This is a genomic window from Shinella oryzae (assembly GCF_023038235.1).
GTDB classification, from domain to species: Bacteria; Pseudomonadota; Alphaproteobacteria; order Rhizobiales; family Rhizobiaceae; genus Shinella; species Shinella sumterensis.
In genome coordinates this window covers 1,478,098-1,499,227 of the sequence record NZ_CP081988.1, presented here as the reverse complement: position 1 = coordinate 1,499,227, position 21,130 = coordinate 1,478,098, and the positions used below count along the sequence as shown (strand labels likewise).

Annotated in this window: 20 protein-coding genes and 1 pseudogene; 8 read left to right on the top strand and 13 right to left on the bottom strand. The window is 60.5% G+C overall.

The window, feature by feature from the left end; all coding sequences use genetic code 11:
- Nucleotides 1-11: 11 nt before the first annotated feature.
- Nucleotides 12-749: a GntR family transcriptional regulator gene (locus K6301_RS23175; protein ID WP_247221187.1), complete on the top strand. Its 738-nt coding sequence runs from the start codon at nucleotides 12-14 to the stop codon at nucleotides 747-749.
- Between the two features lie 139 nt (nucleotides 750-888).
- Here K6301_RS23175 and K6301_RS23170 read toward each other — a convergent pair whose 3' ends face one another.
- A complete protein-coding gene (locus tag K6301_RS23170) occupies nucleotides 889-1,755 on the bottom strand; it encodes a LysR substrate-binding domain-containing protein (protein WP_247221186.1) in 867 nt (288 codons plus the stop codon).
- A 144-nt stretch (nucleotides 1,756-1,899) separates the two neighbouring features.
- Between K6301_RS23170 and K6301_RS23165 the strand changes: the two genes are divergently transcribed.
- A complete protein-coding gene (locus K6301_RS23165; protein ID WP_247221185.1) occupies nucleotides 1,900-3,033 on the top strand; it encodes an HlyD family secretion protein in 1,134 nt (377 codons plus the stop codon).
- A gap of 3 nt (nucleotides 3,034-3,036) precedes the next feature.
- Entirely contained in the window at nucleotides 3,037-4,605 is a 1,569-nt protein-coding gene (locus K6301_RS23160) for an MFS transporter (protein WP_247221184.1), read from the top strand.
- Between the two features lie 110 nt (nucleotides 4,606-4,715).
- Here the strand turns inward: K6301_RS23160 and K6301_RS23155 are convergent, their stop codons facing one another.
- Complete coding sequence (locus K6301_RS23155) at nucleotides 4,716-5,537, bottom strand: AraC family transcriptional regulator (protein ID WP_247221183.1); 822 nt, start codon at nucleotides 5,535-5,537, stop codon at nucleotides 4,716-4,718.
- Nucleotides 5,538-5,646: 109 nt separating this feature from the next.
- Here K6301_RS23155 and K6301_RS23150 point away from each other — a divergent pair, with 109 nt between their 5' ends.
- Entirely contained in the window at nucleotides 5,647-6,834 is a 1,188-nt protein-coding gene (locus K6301_RS23150) for an MFS transporter (protein WP_247221182.1), read from the top strand.
- Nucleotides 6,835-6,911: 77 nt separating this feature from the next.
- On the opposite strand, the gene K6301_RS23145 is transcribed toward K6301_RS23150, so the two are convergent.
- A complete protein-coding gene (locus K6301_RS23145; RefSeq protein ID WP_247221181.1) occupies nucleotides 6,912-7,616 on the bottom strand; it encodes a glutathione S-transferase family protein in 705 nt (234 codons plus the stop codon).
- Nucleotides 7,617-7,724: 108 nt separating this feature from the next.
- Between K6301_RS23145 and K6301_RS23140 the strand changes: the two genes are divergently transcribed.
- Complete coding sequence (locus K6301_RS23140; protein WP_247221180.1) at nucleotides 7,725-8,114, top strand: winged helix-turn-helix transcriptional regulator; 390 nt, start codon at nucleotides 7,725-7,727, stop codon at nucleotides 8,112-8,114.
- A gap of 120 nt (nucleotides 8,115-8,234) precedes the next feature.
- On the opposite strand, the gene K6301_RS23135 is transcribed toward K6301_RS23140, so the two are convergent.
- Nucleotides 8,235-9,125, bottom strand: coding sequence for a LysR family transcriptional regulator (locus tag K6301_RS23135; protein ID WP_247221179.1), 891 nt, complete (start codon nucleotides 9,123-9,125; stop codon nucleotides 8,235-8,237).
- A gap of 96 nt (nucleotides 9,126-9,221) precedes the next feature.
- On the opposite strand from K6301_RS23135, the gene K6301_RS23130 reads away from it, so the two are divergent.
- Nucleotides 9,222-10,316: an aldo/keto reductase gene (locus K6301_RS23130; protein ID WP_247221178.1), complete on the top strand. Its 1,095-nt coding sequence runs from the start codon at nucleotides 9,222-9,224 to the stop codon at nucleotides 10,314-10,316.
- 71 nt (nucleotides 10,317-10,387) lie between these two features.
- Here K6301_RS23130 and K6301_RS23125 read toward each other — a convergent pair whose 3' ends face one another.
- Together K6301_RS23125 and K6301_RS23120 are read right to left on the bottom strand one after the other, a co-directional pair.
- The gene (locus tag K6301_RS23125; RefSeq protein ID WP_247221177.1) at nucleotides 10,388-10,690 is read right to left on the bottom strand and encodes a putative quinol monooxygenase; all 303 of its coding nucleotides are present in this window, start codon (nucleotides 10,688-10,690) and stop codon (nucleotides 10,388-10,390) included.
- 73 nt (nucleotides 10,691-10,763) lie between these two features.
- Entirely contained in the window at nucleotides 10,764-11,780 is a 1,017-nt protein-coding gene (locus K6301_RS23120; RefSeq protein ID WP_247221176.1) for an NADP-dependent oxidoreductase, read from the bottom strand.
- 91 nt (nucleotides 11,781-11,871) lie between these two features.
- Between K6301_RS23120 and K6301_RS23115 the strand changes: the two genes are divergently transcribed.
- Together K6301_RS23115 and K6301_RS23110 are read left to right on the top strand one after the other, a co-directional pair.
- Nucleotides 11,872-12,786 (top strand): LysR family transcriptional regulator, encoded by a 915-nt coding sequence (locus K6301_RS23115; protein ID WP_247222497.1) that lies wholly within the window; start codon nucleotides 11,872-11,874, stop codon nucleotides 12,784-12,786.
- A pseudogene (locus K6301_RS23110) lies at nucleotides 12,762-13,073 on the top strand (site-specific integrase); the annotation flags it as partial. The gene K6301_RS23115 and the pseudogene K6301_RS23110, both read left to right, overlap by 25 nt.
- A 43-nt stretch (nucleotides 13,074-13,116) precedes the next feature.
- On the opposite strand, the gene K6301_RS23105 reads toward K6301_RS23110, so the two are convergent.
- The 7 genes from K6301_RS23105 to K6301_RS23075 all read right to left on the bottom strand — a co-directional run bounded on the left by K6301_RS23105 (nucleotide 13,117) and on the right by K6301_RS23075 (nucleotide 21,049).
- Entirely contained in the window at nucleotides 13,117-13,911 is a 795-nt protein-coding gene (locus K6301_RS23105; protein WP_247221175.1) for an ABC transporter ATP-binding protein, read from the bottom strand.
- Nucleotides 13,898-14,887: a FecCD family ABC transporter permease gene (locus K6301_RS23100; RefSeq protein WP_247221174.1), complete on the bottom strand. Its 990-nt coding sequence runs from the start codon at nucleotides 14,885-14,887 to the stop codon at nucleotides 13,898-13,900. The genes K6301_RS23105 and K6301_RS23100 overlap by 14 nt, the downstream gene beginning before the upstream one ends.
- Complete coding sequence (locus K6301_RS23095; RefSeq protein WP_247221173.1) at nucleotides 14,884-15,900, bottom strand: FecCD family ABC transporter permease; 1,017 nt, start codon at nucleotides 15,898-15,900, stop codon at nucleotides 14,884-14,886. Before K6301_RS23095 ends, K6301_RS23100 begins: the two co-directional genes overlap by 4 nt.
- The gene (locus K6301_RS23090; RefSeq protein WP_247221172.1) at nucleotides 15,897-16,826 is read right to left on the bottom strand and encodes an iron-siderophore ABC transporter substrate-binding protein; all 930 of its coding nucleotides are present in this window, start codon (nucleotides 16,824-16,826) and stop codon (nucleotides 15,897-15,899) included. Before K6301_RS23090 ends, K6301_RS23095 begins: the two co-directional genes overlap by 4 nt.
- A 61-nt stretch (nucleotides 16,827-16,887) precedes the next feature.
- The gene (locus K6301_RS23085; protein WP_247221171.1) at nucleotides 16,888-19,305 is read right to left on the bottom strand and encodes a TonB-dependent receptor; all 2,418 of its coding nucleotides are present in this window, start codon (nucleotides 19,303-19,305) and stop codon (nucleotides 16,888-16,890) included.
- 157 nt (nucleotides 19,306-19,462) lie between these two features.
- Nucleotides 19,463-20,488, bottom strand: coding sequence for a FecR family protein (locus K6301_RS23080; RefSeq protein WP_247221170.1), 1,026 nt, complete (start codon nucleotides 20,486-20,488; stop codon nucleotides 19,463-19,465).
- 69 nt (nucleotides 20,489-20,557) lie between these two features.
- Complete coding sequence (locus K6301_RS23075; RefSeq protein WP_160871907.1) at nucleotides 20,558-21,049, bottom strand: RNA polymerase sigma factor; 492 nt, start codon at nucleotides 21,047-21,049, stop codon at nucleotides 20,558-20,560.
- Nucleotides 21,050-21,130 lie beyond the last annotated feature (81 nt).

Here is a 21,130-nt window from a genome sequence, read left to right as displayed (position 1 = left end):
GAAGGAACATCATGGAACTTGGCAATATCGGTCGTAAAAGCCTCGCGACCCACGTCTATGAGGTCGTCCGCAACGCCATCGTCGTCGGCGAGTTGACGCCCGGCAGCCTGCATTCGGTCAACGACATTTCCGAACGGCTGAACGTGTCACGCACGCCGGTGCGCGAAGCGCTGTTGAAGCTCGAGGAACAGGGCATGGTGAGCTTCGAACGCAACCGCGGCGCCCGCATCCTCGAAACCACGGTTCATGATCTGGAAGAACTGTTTTCGCTGCGTTTCATCCTGGAGATCCCGGCAGCGCATCGCGCGGCCCGGCGGCCTGAAGCCGCGGCCATCAAGAAGCTGCAGACGCACCTGAACGAATTGACCGAAGCCTATCGGCTCGAACGCAGCAATGCGCGCGCCCATCTCGAGCCGGACGCGCGTTTCCACAAGCAGATCGCGGCGATGGCCGGCAGCCGCAGGCTCGGCGCCATCCTCGACAATCTGTTCGACCAGCAAATGATTGCCGACGGCACCTCGGGCGGCTTTACCCGCGGCATGGAAGAGATCATCGACGACCATGTGCGCATTTTCGACGCCATCGCCCAGAAGGATCCGGATGCCGCAGCCAACGCCATGCGCGATCACCTGCTGATCAGCAGCCGGGCGCTGGTATCGAAGGAAGCCGGCGATGCCGAGGTCGGCAAGCAGTTCGAGCCGCTATTCATCGATATCCTGACCATGACCACGTCGGGCATACTCAAGTAGATCGGTGATCGTATCGGAGCTGGCCGGCCAGGCCCGCCGCTTCGGAAACGGCATGCCGACGCTGCGCGCCGTAGCGCCGGCATCGACCGGGATGATCGCGCTCAAGACTCGTCAGCAGCAGCAAGCCCCGCCGTGATACTCAGGTGGCCTCCAGCAAGCCCACATAGTTGCGTGCCGCCGGGCTGGCATCGCTGCGCCAGAATATGTACATCTCCATCGGCGGCAGCGCTTCCGTCAGTGGCCTGAAGACCACGCCTGGAAAGTTCATGACGCTCATCGAAGCCGGGACGAAGGAGATGCCGAGGCCCGAAGCGACGTAGGCCATGAGCCCGGTTACATGGCTTGTCCGGTGAATATGGCCCGGCGCCATATCCGGTATCGAACTCATGACCCCGACCGTGGTGGAGCGCCCGTCAGCCTCCGCGTAGACCGCAAAACTCTCCGTCAGGACCTGCGCGACACTGATGGCGCCCTGGCCGGAGAGAGGATGGTCATCAGCCAGCGCCAACATCCAATGCCACTGGCCGATCCGCTTGGAATTGGCCCCCGTGATGCGAACATCGGTTGCGACCGCATAGCCGATATCCACCTCGCCTGCGATCAGTGCGTCCTGCACGCTGTTGCTCGGCATTTCCTTAAGGCTGAGGCTTACCCCCGGCCACTCCGCCCTGAAGCGGCGGATCGACGTGGAGATCATGCCGGTGATCGCCGCATTGGCGCCGTAGCCGATACGGATCGACCCGGCAGCGCCGCGCCCGATATCGACCGCCGTATCGACAGCAGCCTCCACCTGCGCGATGGCGGAATGGCTCTCCTTCAAGAACTCCCTGCCCGCTTCGGTCAGTTCGACATGCCGCTTCGATCGGGCGAGCAGTTCAACGCCCAGAATGGCTTCCAGCGCCTTGATCTGCGCCGTCAGCGCCGGCTGGACAATGTTGAGCCGGGCAGCCGCGCGACCGAAATGCAGTTCCTCAGCCACCGCAACGAAATAGCGGAGATGCCTCAATTCGATTTTCCTGCGGGCATTTCGAGACGTCTGCTGCACTGAACCCAACCTCGGGTAATCACCAACAGTGATCAATGTGAATTTCAAACCTATTGGAAGTGATATCGACTATCGTGCTTAAAGTCGCGTCTAAAAGGAAAGAACATGCTCCAGAAGACGTCGCCTCAACCTATCGCCGCCAATGCACTTGCCGTCGCTCCCGCGCCTGAGGCGGCAGCACCGCCTCGCCCGCCGCGCGAATATGCCAAGTTCGTCGTGCCGCTGGTCGTGATCGGCGCCGTCTGCGTTCTCGTCGGCATCAGTACGCAGAGCTTCGACCAATGGATGGCGGGCGCGGATGTGCAGACGACCGACAATGCCTATATCCGCGCGGATCTCAGCCACCTGAGCGCGCGCGCCGCGGGCAATGTCGTGTCGATCAAGGTCCACGACTTCGATCGTGTGAAGAGGGGCGACGTTATCCTCCAGATCGATCCTTCCGATTATGAAGCCAAGCGCGATCAGGCCAAGGCGTCGCTCGATTCAGCCCTTGCCCAGCTTGACAACCTGACGAACCAGGAAAATCTGGAAAAGGCCGCCATCCAGCAGGCGGAGGCACAGGCCACGGTCGCCAGAGCCAATGCCGATCTGGCAAAGACCGAGGCCGCCCGCCAGAGATTGCTGATCGATCGTGGCGCGGGTATCCAGCAGAACAAGGACGAGGCCGAAGCCAAGGTGCAGACGACGGTCGCAAGCCTCGGAGCAGCGGAGGCAGCGGTTCTCTCGGCAAAGGCACAGCTGCAATATACTGACGGCCAGCGCGCTCAGCTTTCCGCCAATGTCCAGTCTGCCAAAGCCGGCCTAAAGTCTGCAGAGCTTGCGCTTTCTTATACGACGATCATCGCGCCCTTCGATGGCGTCGTCAGCGAGAGGCAAGTGCATGTCGGCGACTACGTCACCACGGGCACGAACGCGATCTCGATCGTTCCGCTTCCAAATGTCTATTTGACGGCGAATTTCAAGGAGACGCAGCTGTCGCGCATGCGTGAGGGCCAGGCCGTTACCATCACGGTCGATTCACTGCCGGGCGAGACCTTCCACGGCAAGGTATCGCGCCTTTCTCCTGCATCCGGATCGCAGTTTGCGCTTCTTCCGGCTGATAATGCGACCGGCAACTTCACAAAGGTCGTCCAGCGCGTTCCCGTTCGCATCGACTTCAACCCGTCAGAGGCTTCCGCCCACCTGCGCGCTGGCATGTCGGCGGTCGTCTCCGTATCGGTTGCGCCGGCGGGACGCTAAACCATGGCCGAGATCCTGCGACTGCCATTGCGCTTCATCGGGCGGCAAACGCATCACCCTATTTTGGCAGTGGCCGCTGTTCTGGTCGGTCCTTATATGGTGTCCTTCCACAGCCGCCTGTTCGGGCTGGGCATGACCGACCTCAGGGCTTCTTTCGGCCTGAGCTTCGATGAGGGCGCCTGGCTCAACACCTTTGCCAACGCGCCGCAGCTTCTCATCGCCCCGGCCGTTGGCTGGCTCGTTGCGACATTCGGCATACGCCGGATCCTCGTTCCGGCAGCCCTCCTCTACACCCTGACCTCCGCCCTCATTCCGACGACCTCCGGCTTTACCGCCCTTGTCCTGCTGCATGTCGTCCATGGCTTGCTGCTCGGCATCTTCGTGCCCGCCACCTTGATGATCATCCTGCGCAACCTGCCGATAAAATGGTGGATCACCGGGATAGCGCTTTATTCTTTCCGTACCGCATTCACCGCCAATGCAGGCACGGCCCTCGTCGATATCTATGTCCAGCATCTTGGCTGGCAGTTTCTCTATTGGCAGGATGTCTTTCTGGCGCCGCTTCTGGCACTTCTGGCATGGTTCGGAGCACCGGCGGAGAAAGTCAATCGCGACATGCTGGAACGCGCGGACTGGGGCGGAATGATGCTTTTCGGGGCCGGCCTGACCCTGCTGTTCATCGCCGTAGACCAGGGCAATCGTCTGGACTGGTTTCAGAGCGGCCTCGTCATAACCATGTTGATCGGTGGCCTGACGCTGATACTCGCTTTCTTCATCAACGAGATGGTGGTCGAAACACCCTGGGCCCATGTCCGTGCCATCAGCGCGCGCAACGTCCTTCTCATTCTCTCGGTCTCGCTTCTCTACACGATGGCGGCCGCCTCCAACACCGCGCTCGTTCCGAACTATCTGTCAGCGGTCGCGCATCTGCGGCCGGAGCAGATCGGCACAGTCCTCATCCAGTGGGTCTGCATTCCGCTCGTTCTGCTAACGCCGGTCGCCGTCTGGGCGATGCACCGCACCGACGGCAGGTTGATCATTGCGACCGGGCTCGTCTGCTTCGGCGTCGCATCCTATCTCGGAACGGGTTTGACCTCGCAATGGAACGGCAACAATTTCCGTACCATACTCGTGCTTCAGGCAGCAGGTCATATACTGACCTTCATGCCGATCATCGTGCTGGCTGTCGCCAACGGCAATCCGAAGAATGCGATCGCGACCGGCGCATATATCCAGGTGATGCGGCTTCTTGCCGTTCAAGTGGTCCAGTCTGTGATGACAACCTATATCCGCAAGGGCGAGCAAGTACAGTCCTATCTGATAGGCCTCAATGTCGAGCGGGGATCGCACGCCTCCACGACCTCGCTCGCGGCCCTGTCGCACAAGGTTTCCGGCGCAGGCGAGGCGTTGGCGCACAGCCGGGCGACATCACTTCTGTCGCAAAACGTTCAGGCACAGGCGACAGTGCTTGCCTATATCAATGCCTTCTGGCTGACCTTCTTCTGCGCCGTGGGGGGCCTCATCATACTGGCCTTCGTTACCAAGGCTCCGAAGGGACCGCTCACCACCTAAGCCTGGTCGGCTTGCAAGGTACCACGAGACACACAAAGCACTGTTGATTGCCACCCCGGCAATCGCCCGGAGCCTCTGATTTGGTGGACACAGGCTCCCAAACAGACGCGCTACCTACCACGGCGGGCTCCCAGCGGCAGTCCCGACGCAACGTGCGTCCCTGCACTCTTCGCACCTTGGCTAAAATCGCTTGGACTTGATCCCATGAGGTTACGGAACATGTATGTAAACGCGCTGGGCGACTCGTACCCCAGATCGAGCGCAACAGAGCTGACTTTCTTACCACCAGCGAGTTCGGCGACGGCGTGAAGAACGCGGATTTGCCTCAACCAACGGGAAGGTGACATACCTGTCTCCGCTATGAAAAGCCGCTGGATAGTCTTTCGGCTGGCCGAGGCGCCGTTCAGCCATTCATGAATGGACGTGATCAAAGCTGGGTGCTCGAGTGCAGCCTGGGCCAGTTCGCGAATACGTTTGTCCTGCGGCATTGCTATGGAAAGCGGAACGTCTTTGGCCGTCCGGATTTCGTGAAAGAGCAGGTCGAACAATGCGGCTTCATGAGGCGGAGTGAAGCTGGACGCTTCACTGTCGGGAACTGCACTCATCAAAGATTGGAGGAGCGGCGTCATCTTAACGACGCGCGGTTTTGCCCCAAGCCTTTCTGACTCTAGGCGGTTCACGTCGATATAGATGATTTCGTTGCTCGATGTATAGCGGAGGCAGTGATCGACATCCGGCGGTATCCATACAGCCATGGCCGGACTGAGAAGGAGAACGCGATCGGGCATACCAACATACAGCGATCCATGAATGGCGGAGAAGAACTGGCCGAAATCATGCGTATGCCATCCGAGGCCGCGGCCCGCCTCTTGGCTCTCGACGTCGCGCTTGTACCGTGGCCGTCCTACAGGTGCCATCATAGCAATGAGCAACAATTCACGTTGACGAAAACTAGATACAAATAGATCAGCTGTCGACAGAATGACAAGTCACCGTTCCGTATATTGGCCGTGCGTTCGACATCGGAGGCGGAGAATAGACATGCTCGAAACGGGGACACCGCAACACGACAAGCCCGACTGGGCCGCAATCGTGATTGTCATCTTGAGCGTAACGGCGTTCGCGGTCGCGCAAGGACTGACCTTTCCGCTTATTTCTCTTACGCTCGAAGCCAGGGAAATAGGCGGGAGTTTGATCGGCCTGAATGCTGCTGCCTATGCCGCAGGAGCGGTATTGTGCGTCCTGACGATACACCGACTCACCACTAGGTTTCGAGGAAACCACCTGGTCGTGGCGGCCCTTTTTGGTAGTGCACTCAGTCTCTTGGCATTCGCGACAATAACCTGGCTGCCAGTCTGGTTCGTCGCCCGCTTGACAGTTGGCTTCTGTGCCAGCCTAATTTCGATCCTGAGCGGGGCATGGCTGAACATCGCTACCCCAGACTGCTTACGTGGACGGATTTCTGGCCTTTATGGAGCTGGTATGTGCGCGGGCTTCGCAGCCGGCCCATTGGCCATACCTATTTTTGGTACTGCCAATGGTTCTGGTTTTGCGTGGGCGTCCGGTTATGTCGCTTTGATCGGTCTTGCCTGCGCAGTTTTCAACGCTAACACTCGAACAGTGCCTGAGGCCGCACCCTCTGGTGGGTTAACGGCCTTTATTATTGCCGCACCCATCCTGGTACTCATGGAGTTAGTCTTCGGCTTTGCCGACATTGCCGCGATATCCGGCATGGCCGTCTACTTCGTCCGCGTAGGCCATTCAGAAGCGTTCGCAGCCTATGCTATCACGGTGCTTTCACTTCCCACCGCTTTTGCCCAGCCAGTGGTTGGATGGCTACTCGATAAGTTCTCGCGCGCCGGAGTCACGATCGGCTGTGGGCTCTCCGGAGCGCTTGCATTCCTGATCATTCCATTCCTTCAGTCACAAACCGCCCTCCTGTTAATATTTGCGCTGATTGGGATCGCGACATTCGCGCTGAACACTTGCGCCCTGACAATCCTCGGAGAGCGCTTCAAAGGCGGAATGCTTATCGCGGGAACAGCGAGCTTCTCGCTTTCCTATTCCGTCGGGAGCGCAATGGGATCGACTGGTACGGGTTTCCTTCTGGATCGCATTTCAACTAGTGCCGTTCCTGCAAGCGTGGGACTGGGTCTACTCGCTTTCACTATTCTGGCCGTTTTCAGGCGACGAGACCTCGAGAGCTTTGTGAAGGTGACAAACCAATAACATATTCTTGTCATGCAAAGTCATCGCATGCATTCGTAAACGATGGCCCGGCACGAAGGTGCCGGACCTCGTTGCTCCTATTGGCCGAACTGACCGATTACCTCTGCGAGCGGGACATGTCCCACGCAGCTACCCGTCCTCGTCGGGTTGTCGCCGCTCTCAAGGGCAGTCGCATACGTGACGGCTGGATCCGCCTCGAGCCGTTCGCGCAATGCAGCCATCTTTGGCCAACGTGACTTGTGCGCAATGGCATGGAAGTCGAGCCAGCGCGCCACACCTATGAACACGGCGTCCGCCAGTGTCGGCTTATCGCCAACCAGGAAGGGCGTGTCTGAGATCATTTCCTCCAGCTTGTCGTGACGCTCGAGGATCCTCTCCCTGCCCCAGTCCCGAAGCATAGCCTGCAGAGCGGGGTTCGGCGGATCCATTTCGAGCGCGGCCCAATGAGGCGTGAATGCCGCCGTGAAGCCTGTATTCACAAAGGCCATGATCTGGTGCATGCGATCCGCCTCGCGGGACAACGGGTCGAAACTAACGCGCCGGTGGGTGTCCCTTGCCTCAAGCCAGGAGGCAAGGGACACCGTCTCCGTCAGGATCCTGCCCTGGTCGTCGACGAATACCGGTGTCTCGTGCCGGGGATTGATCCGGGCGTAGGATGGTTCACGCATCTCGCCCAGCATGTCCACCCGGCAAAGCCGATAAGGTTCGCCCAGCCATTCAAGGGCTGCAACAAGCCCCATGGAACTTCCTAGCGGGAAGCCATAGATGAGGATCGGTTCCATTTGATTGTTCTCCGTGATTTCTGATGACCACGCTGCGCAGCGGAACTGGAACCTAAGCGATCCTCGCCGCAAGTAAATTACGCACCTTTTTGTAACCAAGAGCTGCCCATGAAACAGTTGATCTCACAGTGCCCCATCGAGGAAGTGATGCAGATCCTCAGTGGCCGATGGCCCACTTTGCTGGTCTATTATCTGAAGGACGGTACGAAACGCTTCAGCGACCTGCGTCGCGACAATCCCACGATCTCGCACAAGATGCTGACCTTGGAACTGCGGAAGTTGGAAAACGCCGGTATCGTCAGCCGCGCGGAATTCGAGGGATACCCGTTGCGGGTTGAATACGATCTCACGCCGGCGGGCCTCCAGCTCGTGCCGCTTCTCGACGCCCTAGGCGGATGGTGGGAAAACGCAAATGGCGCCGCACAAGTGAGTGTGCCGCCTGTCAAGCAGCCGTCTAGCGATAGACGGAGAGCATTGCATCGAAAAATCTCAAGTTAAGCGCCGAAGTCGGCCGGAACGGACGCATTCTCAAGTGTAAGTGGACAACCACTTTCGCCCTCATTCTCTAGCCTGTGGCAACGCTTAAATTCGGGCTTTATCTCCGTCTGAACACGACGATCACTTGGACTTGAGCGCTGCGATCAGAGCCCGCAGTGCTGGCGGTGATTGACGCCGGCTTGGGTGGTAGAGGTGGAAACCCGGAAAAGCCGGGCACCAATCCGCAAGAACCTGGATGAGCTTTCCGGACGCGATCTCGTCCGCCACTTCATGCTCCATCATGTATCCGAGGCCGGCGCCAGCGCGAACGGCAGCGGCGGGCAGGTCACTGTCATTGGCGACGAGCGGCCCGCTGGTGTAGATTTTGATCTCCTTGCCACCCCTCTCGAACTCCCAGGGGAGCAGGCCACCCGAGGTCGCCAGCCGGTAGCCGATGCAGGCATGGCGGTCGAGATCGTTGGGTGTCAGTGGCGGAGGATACCGCTTAAAGTACTCTGGCGTTCCGACGACGACGGTGCGTAGGTCCGGCCCGAGTCTGACGGCAATCATGTCTTTCGCCACCGCCTCCCCCAACCGAATGCCCGCATCGAAACCTGCAGCAACGATGTCCGTCAATCCGTCGTCGATGCTGACCTCAACGCGGATCTCCGGGTGAGCGAGAAGGAAGATCGGAAGTTTTGGGAGCAGCACCATACGGGCCGCATAGGCGAAAGTCGTGATGCGTACGGTACCCGACGGGTTATCGCGCCATTCGCGCAGCGCCTCCAGCCCTTCTTCTATTCCCGAAAAAGCCGGGCGCAGGGATTGCAACAGTCGTTCGCCCGCCTCCGTCGGCGCGACGCTGCGGGTGGTGCGGGCAAGTAACCGTACACCGAGCCTGTCCTCCAGACCCCGCATGGCATGGCTTAGGGCAGATGGCGACATGCCGAGCAGCGCTGCCGCGCGCGTAAAGCTACGCTCGCGGGCGACGGCTTCGAAGGCCAGAAGATCGTTGAGTTCCCTACGCTCCATTGCTGCATGGTGCTCACAGGTTCATGCAGTCGGCAAGGGCTAATCGCCTCGGATGGAAGCGCCTAGATCGAGTGGTGACAAACTTGGAGAATGCATATGAACCTCACGAGCTACCGAACCCTTGGAAAATCCGGGCTGATCGTCAGCCCTTTCGCGCTTGGCACCATGACCTTCGGCGCGGGTCGCTGGGGCGCTAACGAGACAACCTCCCGTGCTCTGTTTGACGCCTACATGGATGCTGGCGGAAACTTCATCGATACGGCTGACATCTATTCCGGCGGCGAGAGCGAGACCATGCTCGGCCGTTTCCTGAGCCACAGCGGGCGACGCGACAGCCTTGTGGTCGCCACGAAGTCCGGCTTTTCCCGCGGCCAAGGCACACCCCTCTGGGGCGGCAATGGTGCAAAGAACATCCGTTTGGCGATCGAAAGCTCGTTGAAGCGGCTGCAGACCGACTACATCGACCTGTATTGGATGCATGTCTGGGATCGCACGACGCCGGCAGAAGAGGTTTTGCAGACGCTGACGGAGGCCGTGCGCTCCGGAAAAATCCTGCATTACGGCTTTTCAAACACCCCTGCCTGGTATGTTGCGAAGATCGCAACGCTCGCTGAGGCACATGGCCTTCCGAAGCCGATCGGGCTGCAATACGCCTACTCGCTGATCGATCGCGGCGTTGAACTCGATCTTCTTCCGGCGGGCCAGGAACTGGGCCTCGGTCTTGTGCCGTGGAGCCCGCTTGCCGCCGGCATGCTTACTGGAAAATACGGTCGCGACAAGATTGCCGACGCCTCGCGCGCGGCGTCCATGCCGGACCGCGCAGCGGAGGTGGGCGAGGACGGTAGCAGTGGCCGATTGAACGGCGACAATCCATTCGGTGGCATGCTGTTTACCGAACGAAATTTCGATGTGGTGGACGCGGTCAAGGAGATCGCGTCGGAAATCGGTCGCACGCCTGCGGAAGTCGCCCTGAAATGGGTCGTGGAACGCCCCGGCGTTTCCTCGGTGCTGATCGGCGCGAGCCGGGTGGAGCAGCTGGAGCAGAACATTGCAGCGCTCGATGTGGCGCTGACAGCTGAGCATCTGACCCGGCTGGAGCAGGCGACCGCGATGCCACCGATCAACCCCTATTTCATTTTCCAGCTGCCGATCACTCAGCTGTTTGGCGGGCAGGATGTGCGGCGCTGGTGACACAACCAAGCGATAAGTCAAGCGGCCGCGCAGCAGGTGCTGCGCGATCGCGATCCGGACCTCTCTACAGGTCACTCGCCGCCAAGCTCTCTCTCATTCGAGGCGTCGTATTTGCGAATGTCGCCCCGCATTCGGCTTTGCCAGCGTTCAATGAAGGCCAAAGTGTCTTCTGCCAAAAGGTGTGACGTAAGCGCGACTTGGTCCGCCCATCGTTCCGCGATGAGCACACGGCCGGATTCAGTGTCATCCAAAGCCGCATCGTAGGAGATGTTGCCCTGACGTTGGCGTGCGGTTATAGCAAGTTGTTTCAGGTCAGCATAAAACTCCGCTAAATCGGCGGGGCCGACATGCATGTATCCCATGACAATCAACATTCCTGATTTCCTCTGCTCCAAATCCTCCCCGACCGGATCGCAGTCGGGAAATAGATGTTCCGCTGAAAGGGGGTCAGATCGCAGTAAGGACAATCTTGCCCTGAATACCGCCCTTGGATGCCCGCTCATGTGCGGCCGAGGTCTCTGAAAGCGGAAAGACACTGTCGATCAAGACCCGAATTGTTCCGCTGTCCAGCAGGCGACCCGCCTTCGCCAACTGCGCGCCGTTGGAGCGAACTTGCGTGGTTGAAACGGTAATCCCGCGTTCCACCGCCTCCGCGTGGCCGGAAAATGCGAGGGGATTGACCAGGTAAAGCGCACCGCCCTTTTTGATGACGGTCAGGAAGCGTTCCATGTCGGAGCCACCGACAGCGTCGATGACCAGATCCAGATCCTGGGCGACTGTCTCAGCAGAATGCCTGGTGTAGTCGATGAAGGCATCGGCGCCGAGATCGCGCAGCGCTGTTTCGTGTTTTCCCGAGGCGACGGCGATGACGCGGGCGCCCTTCCATTTGGCCACCTGAACCGCCAGATGGCCGACGCCACCGCCGGCGCCATTGACCAGCACGGTCTTTCCTTCGAGCGCTATCGGCGCATGGGCGAAGTCCTGGAACGGATTGGGGACGTCGTGACCGAGCTCGACAAGGAACTGCCACGCCGTGAGCAGGGACATCGGAGCGGCTGCGGCCCGGACGTGGTCTATGCCGGCAGGCTTCATCGCAAGGTCATGGGCCGGGACCTTGACATAGTCGGCATAGGCGTTGCTGCCGGTCATGAGATCATTTGGAAATCGCACCATCGAAAAGACCTCGTTGCCAACACTGAAACCCGAGACGTTTTCTCCGACGGCTGCCACGACGCCGGAAATGTCTGTGCCGAGGATCAGCGGAAAGTGAGGGCTGGGCCGCCACTCGGGTGGAAGCGCCCGGTAGCCATCACGCAGGTACAAATCGGGAGGATTGATGCTTGCCGCATGCACGCGGACGAGCACCTCTCCTGCTTCGGCCACCGGCCGCGCAGCCCCCTCGTAACGGAGGAGCTCGGGGCCACCAAATTCATGCAAACGGACGGCGTTCATCATCTCGGTCATGGGAATTTCCTTCCACAGCGGTTCCATGTACCCAGATGTAAGACTGGACCTGTGGATTGATAATGACGTTCCACTTCGCTTTAATAGTGCCATGAAGGAACAAATCGGAATTGACCGGCTGACCGGCCTCATTGCTTTTGCCCGCGCCGGCTCCCTGGGCAGCTATTCGGCTGCTGCCCGCTCTCTTTCCATCTCGCCCTCGGCGATCAGCAAAAGCATCCAGCGTCTGGAACGTCAGCTTGGGGTGGCGCTCTTTACACGTACAACGCGCTCGCTCACGCTCACCAATGAAGGTCGCGATCTGCACGAGCGGGCGCTGAAACTGCTGCGGGACGCCGAGGAGATCGAACAGGCTGCCAAGACCGCCAGGTCGGAGCCCGCCGGAACCTTACGCATTGCCGCCTCATTCCCGATAGGTCTCCATGTCATCACGCCCTTGCTGCCGGGCTTTCGCGCACGGCATCGGAAAGTATCGATCGACCTCAGGCTGAGCGATCACACGGTGGATCTCATCGAAGAGGGGATTGATATTGCCGTGCGCATCGGTGACCTTTCCGACTCGCGCCTTTTGTCCCGGAAACTCGCGCCTTACCGTCTCAGCTGTTATGCCTCGCCGGATTATCTGGCGACAAGAGACATGCCTTTTCATCCCGATGACCTACAGGCGCACGAAACGGTGAACCTACGCTATCAAAGCAGCGGCCAATTGTTCCGCTGGCCGTTTCGCGTCGGAGACCGCGACATCGAGATTGTGCCGCCCTCTTCAATCATCGTCGATGCGAGCGAAGCGGTGCTCGCGACCGTCGCGGCAGGCGCCGGCATCGGAATGGCAACCAGCTTCATGGCGGCGCCATGGGTCAAACGTGGCGCCCTGGTCTCTGTTCTTGCCGATTTCGCAGTCGAACGACACAACGTAACTGCCCTTTGGCCAGAAAGCCGCAGGACCAACCCAGCCGTGCGCGCCTTCTTAGACACGCTGACAGAGGACCGCTCTTCCGACGCGTAACGGGCCGCGGCAAGGATGTCGGGCCGGACCGGCTGAACGACCAGGAGGTGGCCCGCCTTGTCAAGAAGACTGCGCTGGCCGCCGGCGTGCGCGGCGATCTGCCGGATGTAGAGCGGGGCGGTAAGTTTGCAGGCCATTCGTTGCGTGCCGGCCTGCCCTCTTCCGCCGAGGTGGACGAACGCCATGCGCAGAAGCAGCTCGGCCATACGTCTGCCGAGATGCCCCGTAAGTATCAGCGCCGCCCCGACCGCTTCCGCGTCAATCTCACCAAGGCGGCCGGGCTGTAGCGCAGCCGGCCCCTTGGGTGCGGGGCTGCGTCCCTTTGGCCTGTCAACTCAGGATAAACTTGGCATTCGTCTTCGGGTCATGAATGATGTCAGGATCGATATCGAAGACGCGCCGGACATGCTCTCTCGTCATGATGATGTTCGGCGGCCCCTGCTGCACAAGTTTTCCCGCCTTGAACATAACGATATGATCGGCGTGCCGGGCCGCCTGATTGACGTCATGGAGCACGGCGACGACGGTTTTCCGACGGGATTTCACCAGCGTGGTTATGAGGCTCATGACTTCGGCCTGATGCGCAAGGTCGAGAAACGTGGTCGGTTCGTCGAGGAGAAGGATCTCCGTTTGTTGCGCGAGTGACATCGCAATCCATGCACGCTGTCTCTGGCCGCCGGAGAGGTTTTCAAGCGGCTGTTCCCGCAGATCCGCCATGCCTGTAAGTTCGAGTGCTTCGTTGACCGCTTCCTCGTCCGCCCGCGACCAACGCGAAAACAGACTTCGATGCGGGTATCGCCCCTGGCGTACAAGATCGGATACCGCAAGCCCCTCCGGCGCAACAGGACCTTGCGGCAGGATAGCGATGCGTCTTGCGCCTTCGCGCGCCGTGAACCTGGCGAGCGGCTTGCCATCGAGCAGGACAGTGCCTGCCTTGGGTTTGAGCAGGCCGGCACAGGCTCTCAACACCGTCGATTTGCCCGACCCGTTGCGGCCGAGCAGGACGGTGAACGCCTGCGGCGGGATTTTGAGGTCCAGCTCTTCGACGATCATCCTGCTTCCGTAGCCGAGCGACAGCTTGTCGAGGCGCAGGCCAGATCCTGCTTCATTGTCACTGAGCGGCATGGCGGCGTCCCCAGAGAATATAGCCAAGGAATGGGGCGCCGATCAGCGCCGTGACGATGCCGGCCGGCAACTGCGCCGGGGCAATGACGGTCCGTCCAATAAGGTCGGCCGCCATGAGGAGCAGCCCACCCACCAACGCAGATGCCGGGATCATGCGCGCATGGCCGGCGCCCACCATCTTGCGGGCGACATGCGGCGCGATCAGGCCGATGAAGCCGATCAGACCGCAAGCTGCGACTGTCGCACCCGATATGGCCGTGCACAGCAGGATCAGGAAGGCGCGACCAAGATTGACACGCTGACCGAGGCTTGCCGCGATATCGTCGCCGAAACGCATGAGATCGAGCTGGCGGAAGGCGAGACAGGCCAACGCCACAGGCACGACAAGCCATGCGGCCAGAAGGCGCAATGTTTCCCAGCTTGCGGCGTAGACACTGCCGGAAAGCCAGATCATCAATCGCTGCACATCCGCCACGTCGGAAAAAGCGATGAGGAAACTGCTTCCGGCGCCGGCAAGCGAACCGAGCGCGATGCCGATCAGCACGATGCGCAGCGACGAGGTGCCATTTCGCCAGGAGAGCGCAAAGACCGCGGCAGCCATCAATGTCGCCCCGGCGAAGCCGGCCACGGGTAAAAGCGTTGCCCCCGCCCCCTTCACGCCGACGATGACCAGTCCGCCCGCCAAAGCCGCGCCCGCGTTGATGCCGAGAATACCGGGCTCGGCGAGAGGGTTGCGCATCACCGCCTGGGCGATCGCTCCTGCAATGCCCAGCGCCATACCAGCGGTGAGCGCCATCAGCGCGCGCGGCAGACGCAGATCGAGCACGATCATGCGGATCTGCTTTGTCGCACTGCCGTCGACAAGGCTTTCAAGATCGGCGCGCGAAACCGTCTGGTCGCCGAGAGACAGACTGGCGAGCAAAAGGGCTGGAACGCTCAGGAGCGCGGCAGCCAGGACCACGTGCCGGGACGTCATGAGCTGCGCAGCCGGTAACGGGCGAGCCACAGAAAGAACGGCGCGCCGATCAGCGCCATCGTCACGCCGACGGGAAAGTCCTGATTGGCGAACAGGCCGCGTCCGATCATATCCGCGGTGACGAGCAGCAATGCCCCCCCGATGGCGCTGTAAGGCACGATCCAGCGATAATCGGCCCCGACCGTAAGGCGCGCGATGTGCGGCATGACAAGACCGACGAAACCGACAGGCCCCGCAAGCGCCACCGCGCTCCCGGCGAGCAGCACCACGATGACCACTGACATCGTGCGCCACAACAGCGCGCTCTGCCCCAGCGCGCCAGAGATGTCGGAGCCAAGGCTGAGTGTCGTGAACTGCCGCCGCAGCAAAAGCGCGGCCGCAAGACCCGTGGCGATGTAGGGGGCGACAGCCATGACCTGCCCCATGGTTCGCCCCGACAGCGACCCGACGGTCCAGAGCCTTACGGCATCGAGCGTCGCCTGATCGAAGATCAGGATGGCCGCGGTCAGCGAGGTGAGGAAGGTGCCGATCACTGCTCCTGCCAGAACGAGTTTCAGCGACGTCGGTCCGCCCGGCCCGAGTGATCCGAGCGCATGGACCGCAAACCCGGCGATGGCCGCACCACCGAAGGCGTACCAGATGAGGCCATTGCCGTCGCTCATCGAGCCCGTCATCTGAAGCGCCATGGCGGCAACCACGGCGAAGGCGCCGCCAGCGTTGATGCCGAGCAGGCCGGGCGAGGCCAGGGGATTGCGGGTCGCCGCCTGCATCACCGCCCCGGCAACGGCGAGTGCAGCGCCCGCCATGGCACCGGCCAGCACACGCGGAAGCCTGAACATGGTGACGACGAGGTGATCACGGGACCCGTCGAAGGCAAAGACTGCCTCGCCGACCGTCATCAGCGAAAGCCGCGACGTGCCCGCGCCGATTGCCAGCGCCGCAACCAGAATGCATACGCAAAGCAGGATCGCGAGCCCGAGCGCCCGCAGAGGGTCTGCGTGCTTCTCTGTCACGGCGCATTCACGATGTAGCGTTCGACGTCATCGAGAACGCGATGGGCGGAGGCGACCCCGTGAAAACCCATCCAAGTGGCGCGATCGACGCGGTAGGCCCGGCCGGCCTGTACGGCCGGCAGCATCTGCCAGAATGGATTTTTGGTGGTCGCGGCCTCAAGGGCATCGTCGGGCGCCTGATCGTATCCGCTCACGACGACGTAGAACAGTGTCTTTCCATCGAGAAGACCGATCTCCTCCCAGCCTGGACGTTTGAACGCGGTATTATCGGTGACCGTTTCGTAAGCCGTGCGCTGAACGCCCGCTTCGCGCAGCACGGCATAGGGCGCATAGGAAGCCGGGCCGGAGACATAGACATGGAACCCCGACGGCGTGATGCGCAGGATGGAGACCGGAAAATGGGGGACACGCGCGCGTATGGCCGCGACCCGAACTTCATAACCCGCGAGCAACTCTGCTGCGGTGTCCCTGCGGCCGGTCATATCCGCCAGGACCTGCAGATGATCCTTCCAGTTCCGGACATCGATCAGCACGGTCGGTGCGACCTTTTCGAACATACCGCGGACCTGGGCGTGCAACGTGGCGTCACCGATGATCAGATCGGGCTTCAAGGCAACGATACGCTCGAGGCTTGGTTGCCTTGCGTCACCGATATCCGTGACCGATGCCTTTTCCGCTGCCCTACGCAGGTCTGGATCCTGCGCCGTCATCAGCGGCGCCCCGACAATTGGCAAACCGAGCTCGAGCCCCATGCCGAGATTATAGAACGGATCGAGCACGACAATGCGGGATGGCGCCGTGGGCACGCAAACCGGCGCGCCGAGGACGTGTTCCGATATCTCCCGTCCATGACATTGCGCAGCCGCTGGCGTGAGCGAAAGCAACATCGCCAGCGCGGAAATGATAAGGCACAACGCCGTTTTCATGCCGTGAAATCCCATACGTCGCGGCTGGAGCGATAACGAAGGATCGCTCCAGCCCGCATGCTCAGAACTTGACCTTGAGGTTCATGCCGACGCGACGGCGTTCACCCAGCGTGGCAGCGATATTGTTGTCGTTGTAGACGAAATACTTCTCGTCCAGCAGGTTCTGCACGAAAGCGTTGATCTCCCAGCGCTCCGTCTTGTAGCCGGCCTGCATGTTCACGATCCAGCGGTTGTCCAGATAGTCGTGCGGCAGGCTGCCGAGGCGTGCCAGATAGCGCGAGGTGTATTTTGCGTCTGTGCCGACGAAGACGCCGTTGTCGAACGTGTAGCGCGCGCCCAGCCCGACGGTCCATTCCGGTGCTTCGGGGAACGGCAGCCCGGTAAGGTCACCGTAGGTCAGATCGTTGAAGTCCTTGAACTCGGTGTGGACATAGCCGAGCGAGACGAAGGTCTCGAGATTGTCGTTCACCTCGAACGAGGGCTCGATCTCGAAACCCCAGGCTTCCGACGAGGCGGCATTGAGGATGCGGCGCGTTGTCGCGTCGGTCGGGTCGAGCTGCATCTGGACCTGCTGGTCGCTGTATTTGGTGAAGAAGACGTTCGAGTTCAGTTTCAGCCGCTCGTCCAGGAAGCTCCCCTTGTAGAAGATCTCGTAGGTCGAAGCTGTTTCCGGCTCATAGGTATAGGCTGTCGCGCTGGCCACGTTGTAGCTGGCGCCACCAGTTCGAAAGCCTTGTGAGTAGGTGATGCCTATCGTCTGGGTGTCGGTGAGGTCTTTTGAAAGGCCGATTTTGGGCACGAAATTGATCTCATCGAACGACGCGCCATAGTCGGTGAGTACGGTCGTCGTGCCCCCCACTGGTTGGGTGCGGACGAGATGTTGGGTGATGTCCTGATCGGTGTAGTCGAGACGGCCGCCCAGGGTGACCTTCCATGTCGGAACGAACTCGTAGGTCGCCTCGCCGAAGATGGCGGCGTTGAAAGATTTCTGGGTGTTGTGCTGGACTTGGTTGCGACCGATCGTCGGCGTCAGCGGGATTGTGCGATCGTAGAAGTTCTTCTCGTCTTCATAGGCGAAGTAGACCCCGCCGACCCAGTTCCACTTTTCACCCGAGTAGTTTAGGCGCACTTCCTGCGATGCGATCCATTCCTTGTAATAGCCGTGATAGGTGTTGACCTCCCCTGCCGTGCCGTAGTTCGGCGAAAAGCGATCGGTGTCGGAGTAGGTGAAGGCCGTAAGTGATGTCAGCTTCAATTCGTCGGTGAAGTTGTGGGTCACGTCCAGGCCCACATTGTGTACGCGGGTTGGCCTGTATTCGATATAGGCCGGAATCTGGTAATCGCCGCGCTCGTCATCGAAGCTGAAGCCCAGGGAGCCGGCCGGACCGCCAATGTCGCGGACATAGGGATCATCGTGCGAGAAGGAATAGCTCAACAGAGCGCGCGTTTCAGGCATCTCCGCCGGCTGGAAGAGCACCTTGCCGCGGATCTGGTAATAGGTGTCATGCGTGAAATCGCTGTAGCGGTCGTAATTTTCGAATGTCGGGTAATTGATATCGTTCTTGCTGCGCTCGAACTCCCCGGCGATACGCAGGGCGAGCACGTCCTCCACCAGCGGCGTGTTGACCATGAACGCCGTGCCATGGAGATTGCCCGTGCCGACCGTTCCGGAAAGTTCTCCCTCGCGCTCGAATACGGGATCCTTTGTTTTGACGTAAATGGCGCCCGCCATGGAGGCGCGACCGGACAGCGTCGACTGCGGGCCACGATAGACTTCGACCTGTTCGACGTCGAACAGCCCGCGGGCACCACGCCGGGCGCCACGCACCGTTTGCTGGACACCATCGACATAGAGTGTCGCAAGCGGCGCCCCGCCCGGAACAAGCCCCTCCGAGTTGACGCCGCGGATGACGAAACCCGCATCGGTCCAGTCGCCGTCCATGACATTGGCCATGCGCTGGAAGCCGTCGCGGATACTGCGGACCTGGCTGTTGGCAATCTCGTCGGCGGTCAGGATACCGACACTCGCCGACGTGTCATTGAGGGTTGTCGCGTTGCGCGAACCATAGATCATGATCGGCGCCAGAACCGTGTCGCCCGACAGGGCTTCAGTATCACCAGTGGTGGCCGCGGACGTGCTGGCGATGGTAACGGTATTGCCGTTTGTGAAGCGGTACTGGAGATCCGTACCCGACAATAGTATGGAAACGGCCTCGGACGCGGTCATGGAACCACGGACCGGGCGCCCATTCAGCGACGCCGCAGACGTTTCGTCAAATATGACGGCGAGGCCTGAGATCCGCCCGATATCGTTCATGGCCTGGCGAATGGGTTTTGCCGGAATATCGAAACTGTAGACCTGCTGTGTCGCGGTCTGCGCCATCGCGCTCCCAACGGCGAGTGGACCAACATCTACTGCGCCAAGCACTGTCGTCGCGAGCAGGATAGCCACGTTGCGCCCCAATCTTCCGGTCTTCATCAAATGCCCCTATTCCCTCAGATCATTCGGGAATGGCGACAGATCCCCTTCTATCGGTCTGCCGTCATCCTGTTGAGGTAACGAAGCTCGCCGGGGGCCACCCTCATCAGAAAAGCGAAAAATTCAAACTTTTTTGCACCATAGGCAAAAGAGCCGTTCAGGGCCTGACGATGACGAGGCGGCCCGCAACATCATTCATCGTAAATCCGACCAGTGACTGAACGGACGCAAGTGCCGCATCCGGGTCATCGACCGAGAAACTTCCGCTTACCCTTCTTTCCGCGAGCGTATCGGAAAGAAGCACGATTCGGCCCGGACGGTAGCGCTCGATCTGCCTGAGGACGTCCCCGAGGCGGGCATCGTTGAACACGAACCGCCCATCATGCCAGGCTGTGCGCTCCCCAAGATCTACCTTCTGCGACCTGCCGATCCCGGAGGCGCTGTAGGCGACACTTTCTCCAGACGCAAGGACCACACGCTGTGATGTCGCAGTGCCGGTGACCTGCAAACTGCCGCTTTCGAGCGTCACCGACACGCCGTCATCCTGCACCGCCACATCGAAGGTCGTGCCAAGAACCCTCGCCTCTCCGTCCCCGGCCTTCACGATGAAGGGGATATCGGATCGTTTGACCGTGAAGAATGCGGTTCCGCGCAGGAGTTGGACACGTCTTTCCGACGTCCCCATATCGACATCGATGGCCGTGTCCGCATCCAGGAGGATCGTCGAACCATCCTTCAATTCGACCGTGCGTCGCTCGCCGCGGGCCGTGACATAGTCGGCCTGAATATCCTGAAACACGTTCGGTCTCTCAAGCCAGATCCACGCCCCCGCCAGACAGGACATCAGACAGAGGCCGATGATCGCTCCGGCCTTGCCTGATGTCTTCTTCTCACGCATGCGCCGGACATTATCCAGATGACGTGAGAGTGTGTGTTCCTCCTCACGTGCCACGTCTGCGCCCGGCCCGGCAGCCGAGGACCACAGGATCTGAAGGTCGTCATAGGCGCGTCCGTGTGCCGGATCGGCGTTCAGCCACGCCGCGAAGTGGTCACGATCGGCCCGCGAAGGCTTGCCGTTCATCCGGGTGAACCAGGCAACGGCTTCGGCTTCGACACCCGACAGGTTTCCGGCCGCCTTTTCGTTATCTGCCATGGCCTTTATTACCCTAGATAGCGGAGGCAAGCGCCTGATCGATCTTCCCGTTCAAGATGATAACGGAGCGAAAAGCGACCGCCCCTCATGCTGGAAGCGTTATTTGAAGCTTTCCCGGCAGGCAAGCAGGGCTTTTGCCATCTCGCGCTCCACCATGATGTAGCTGAGGCCCATCGTGGCGGCAATTTCCTGGTAGGTGCAGCCATGAACGCGGTTCAGCAGGAAGACGTGGCGGGTACGCTCCGGCAGGCGCCGGATGGTGTCGTCGAGATGACGGATGCCGTCCCTGGCCTCGACGATCTGGAGCGGCGTTGCGACTGGCGCGGCATATTGGTCAGCAGTGATCTTATCCGCCAGGGCCTTGTGACGCTTCTCGACGCGCAGCTGATCGATCGCCGAGTTGCTTGCGCAGCGGCTCAGATAGGAGGGCGTCAGCACGACATGTTCCTTGGCCTTCTCCCAGATCCGCGCGAAGACCTCCTGCACCACATCGGACGCCTGTGACGGGCCGACCTTACGCGTGACCATACGCTCGAGCCGGCGGCGCTCGGTCTGGTAAAGCCTCTCGATTTCGTCGGATCTGCTTGTCACTATGTCGGCCATGCAACGCCCATGCTACAAATTCACGCGTCAAGCATGCACATAACAGCGAAAAGTGGAATATAAAAATCA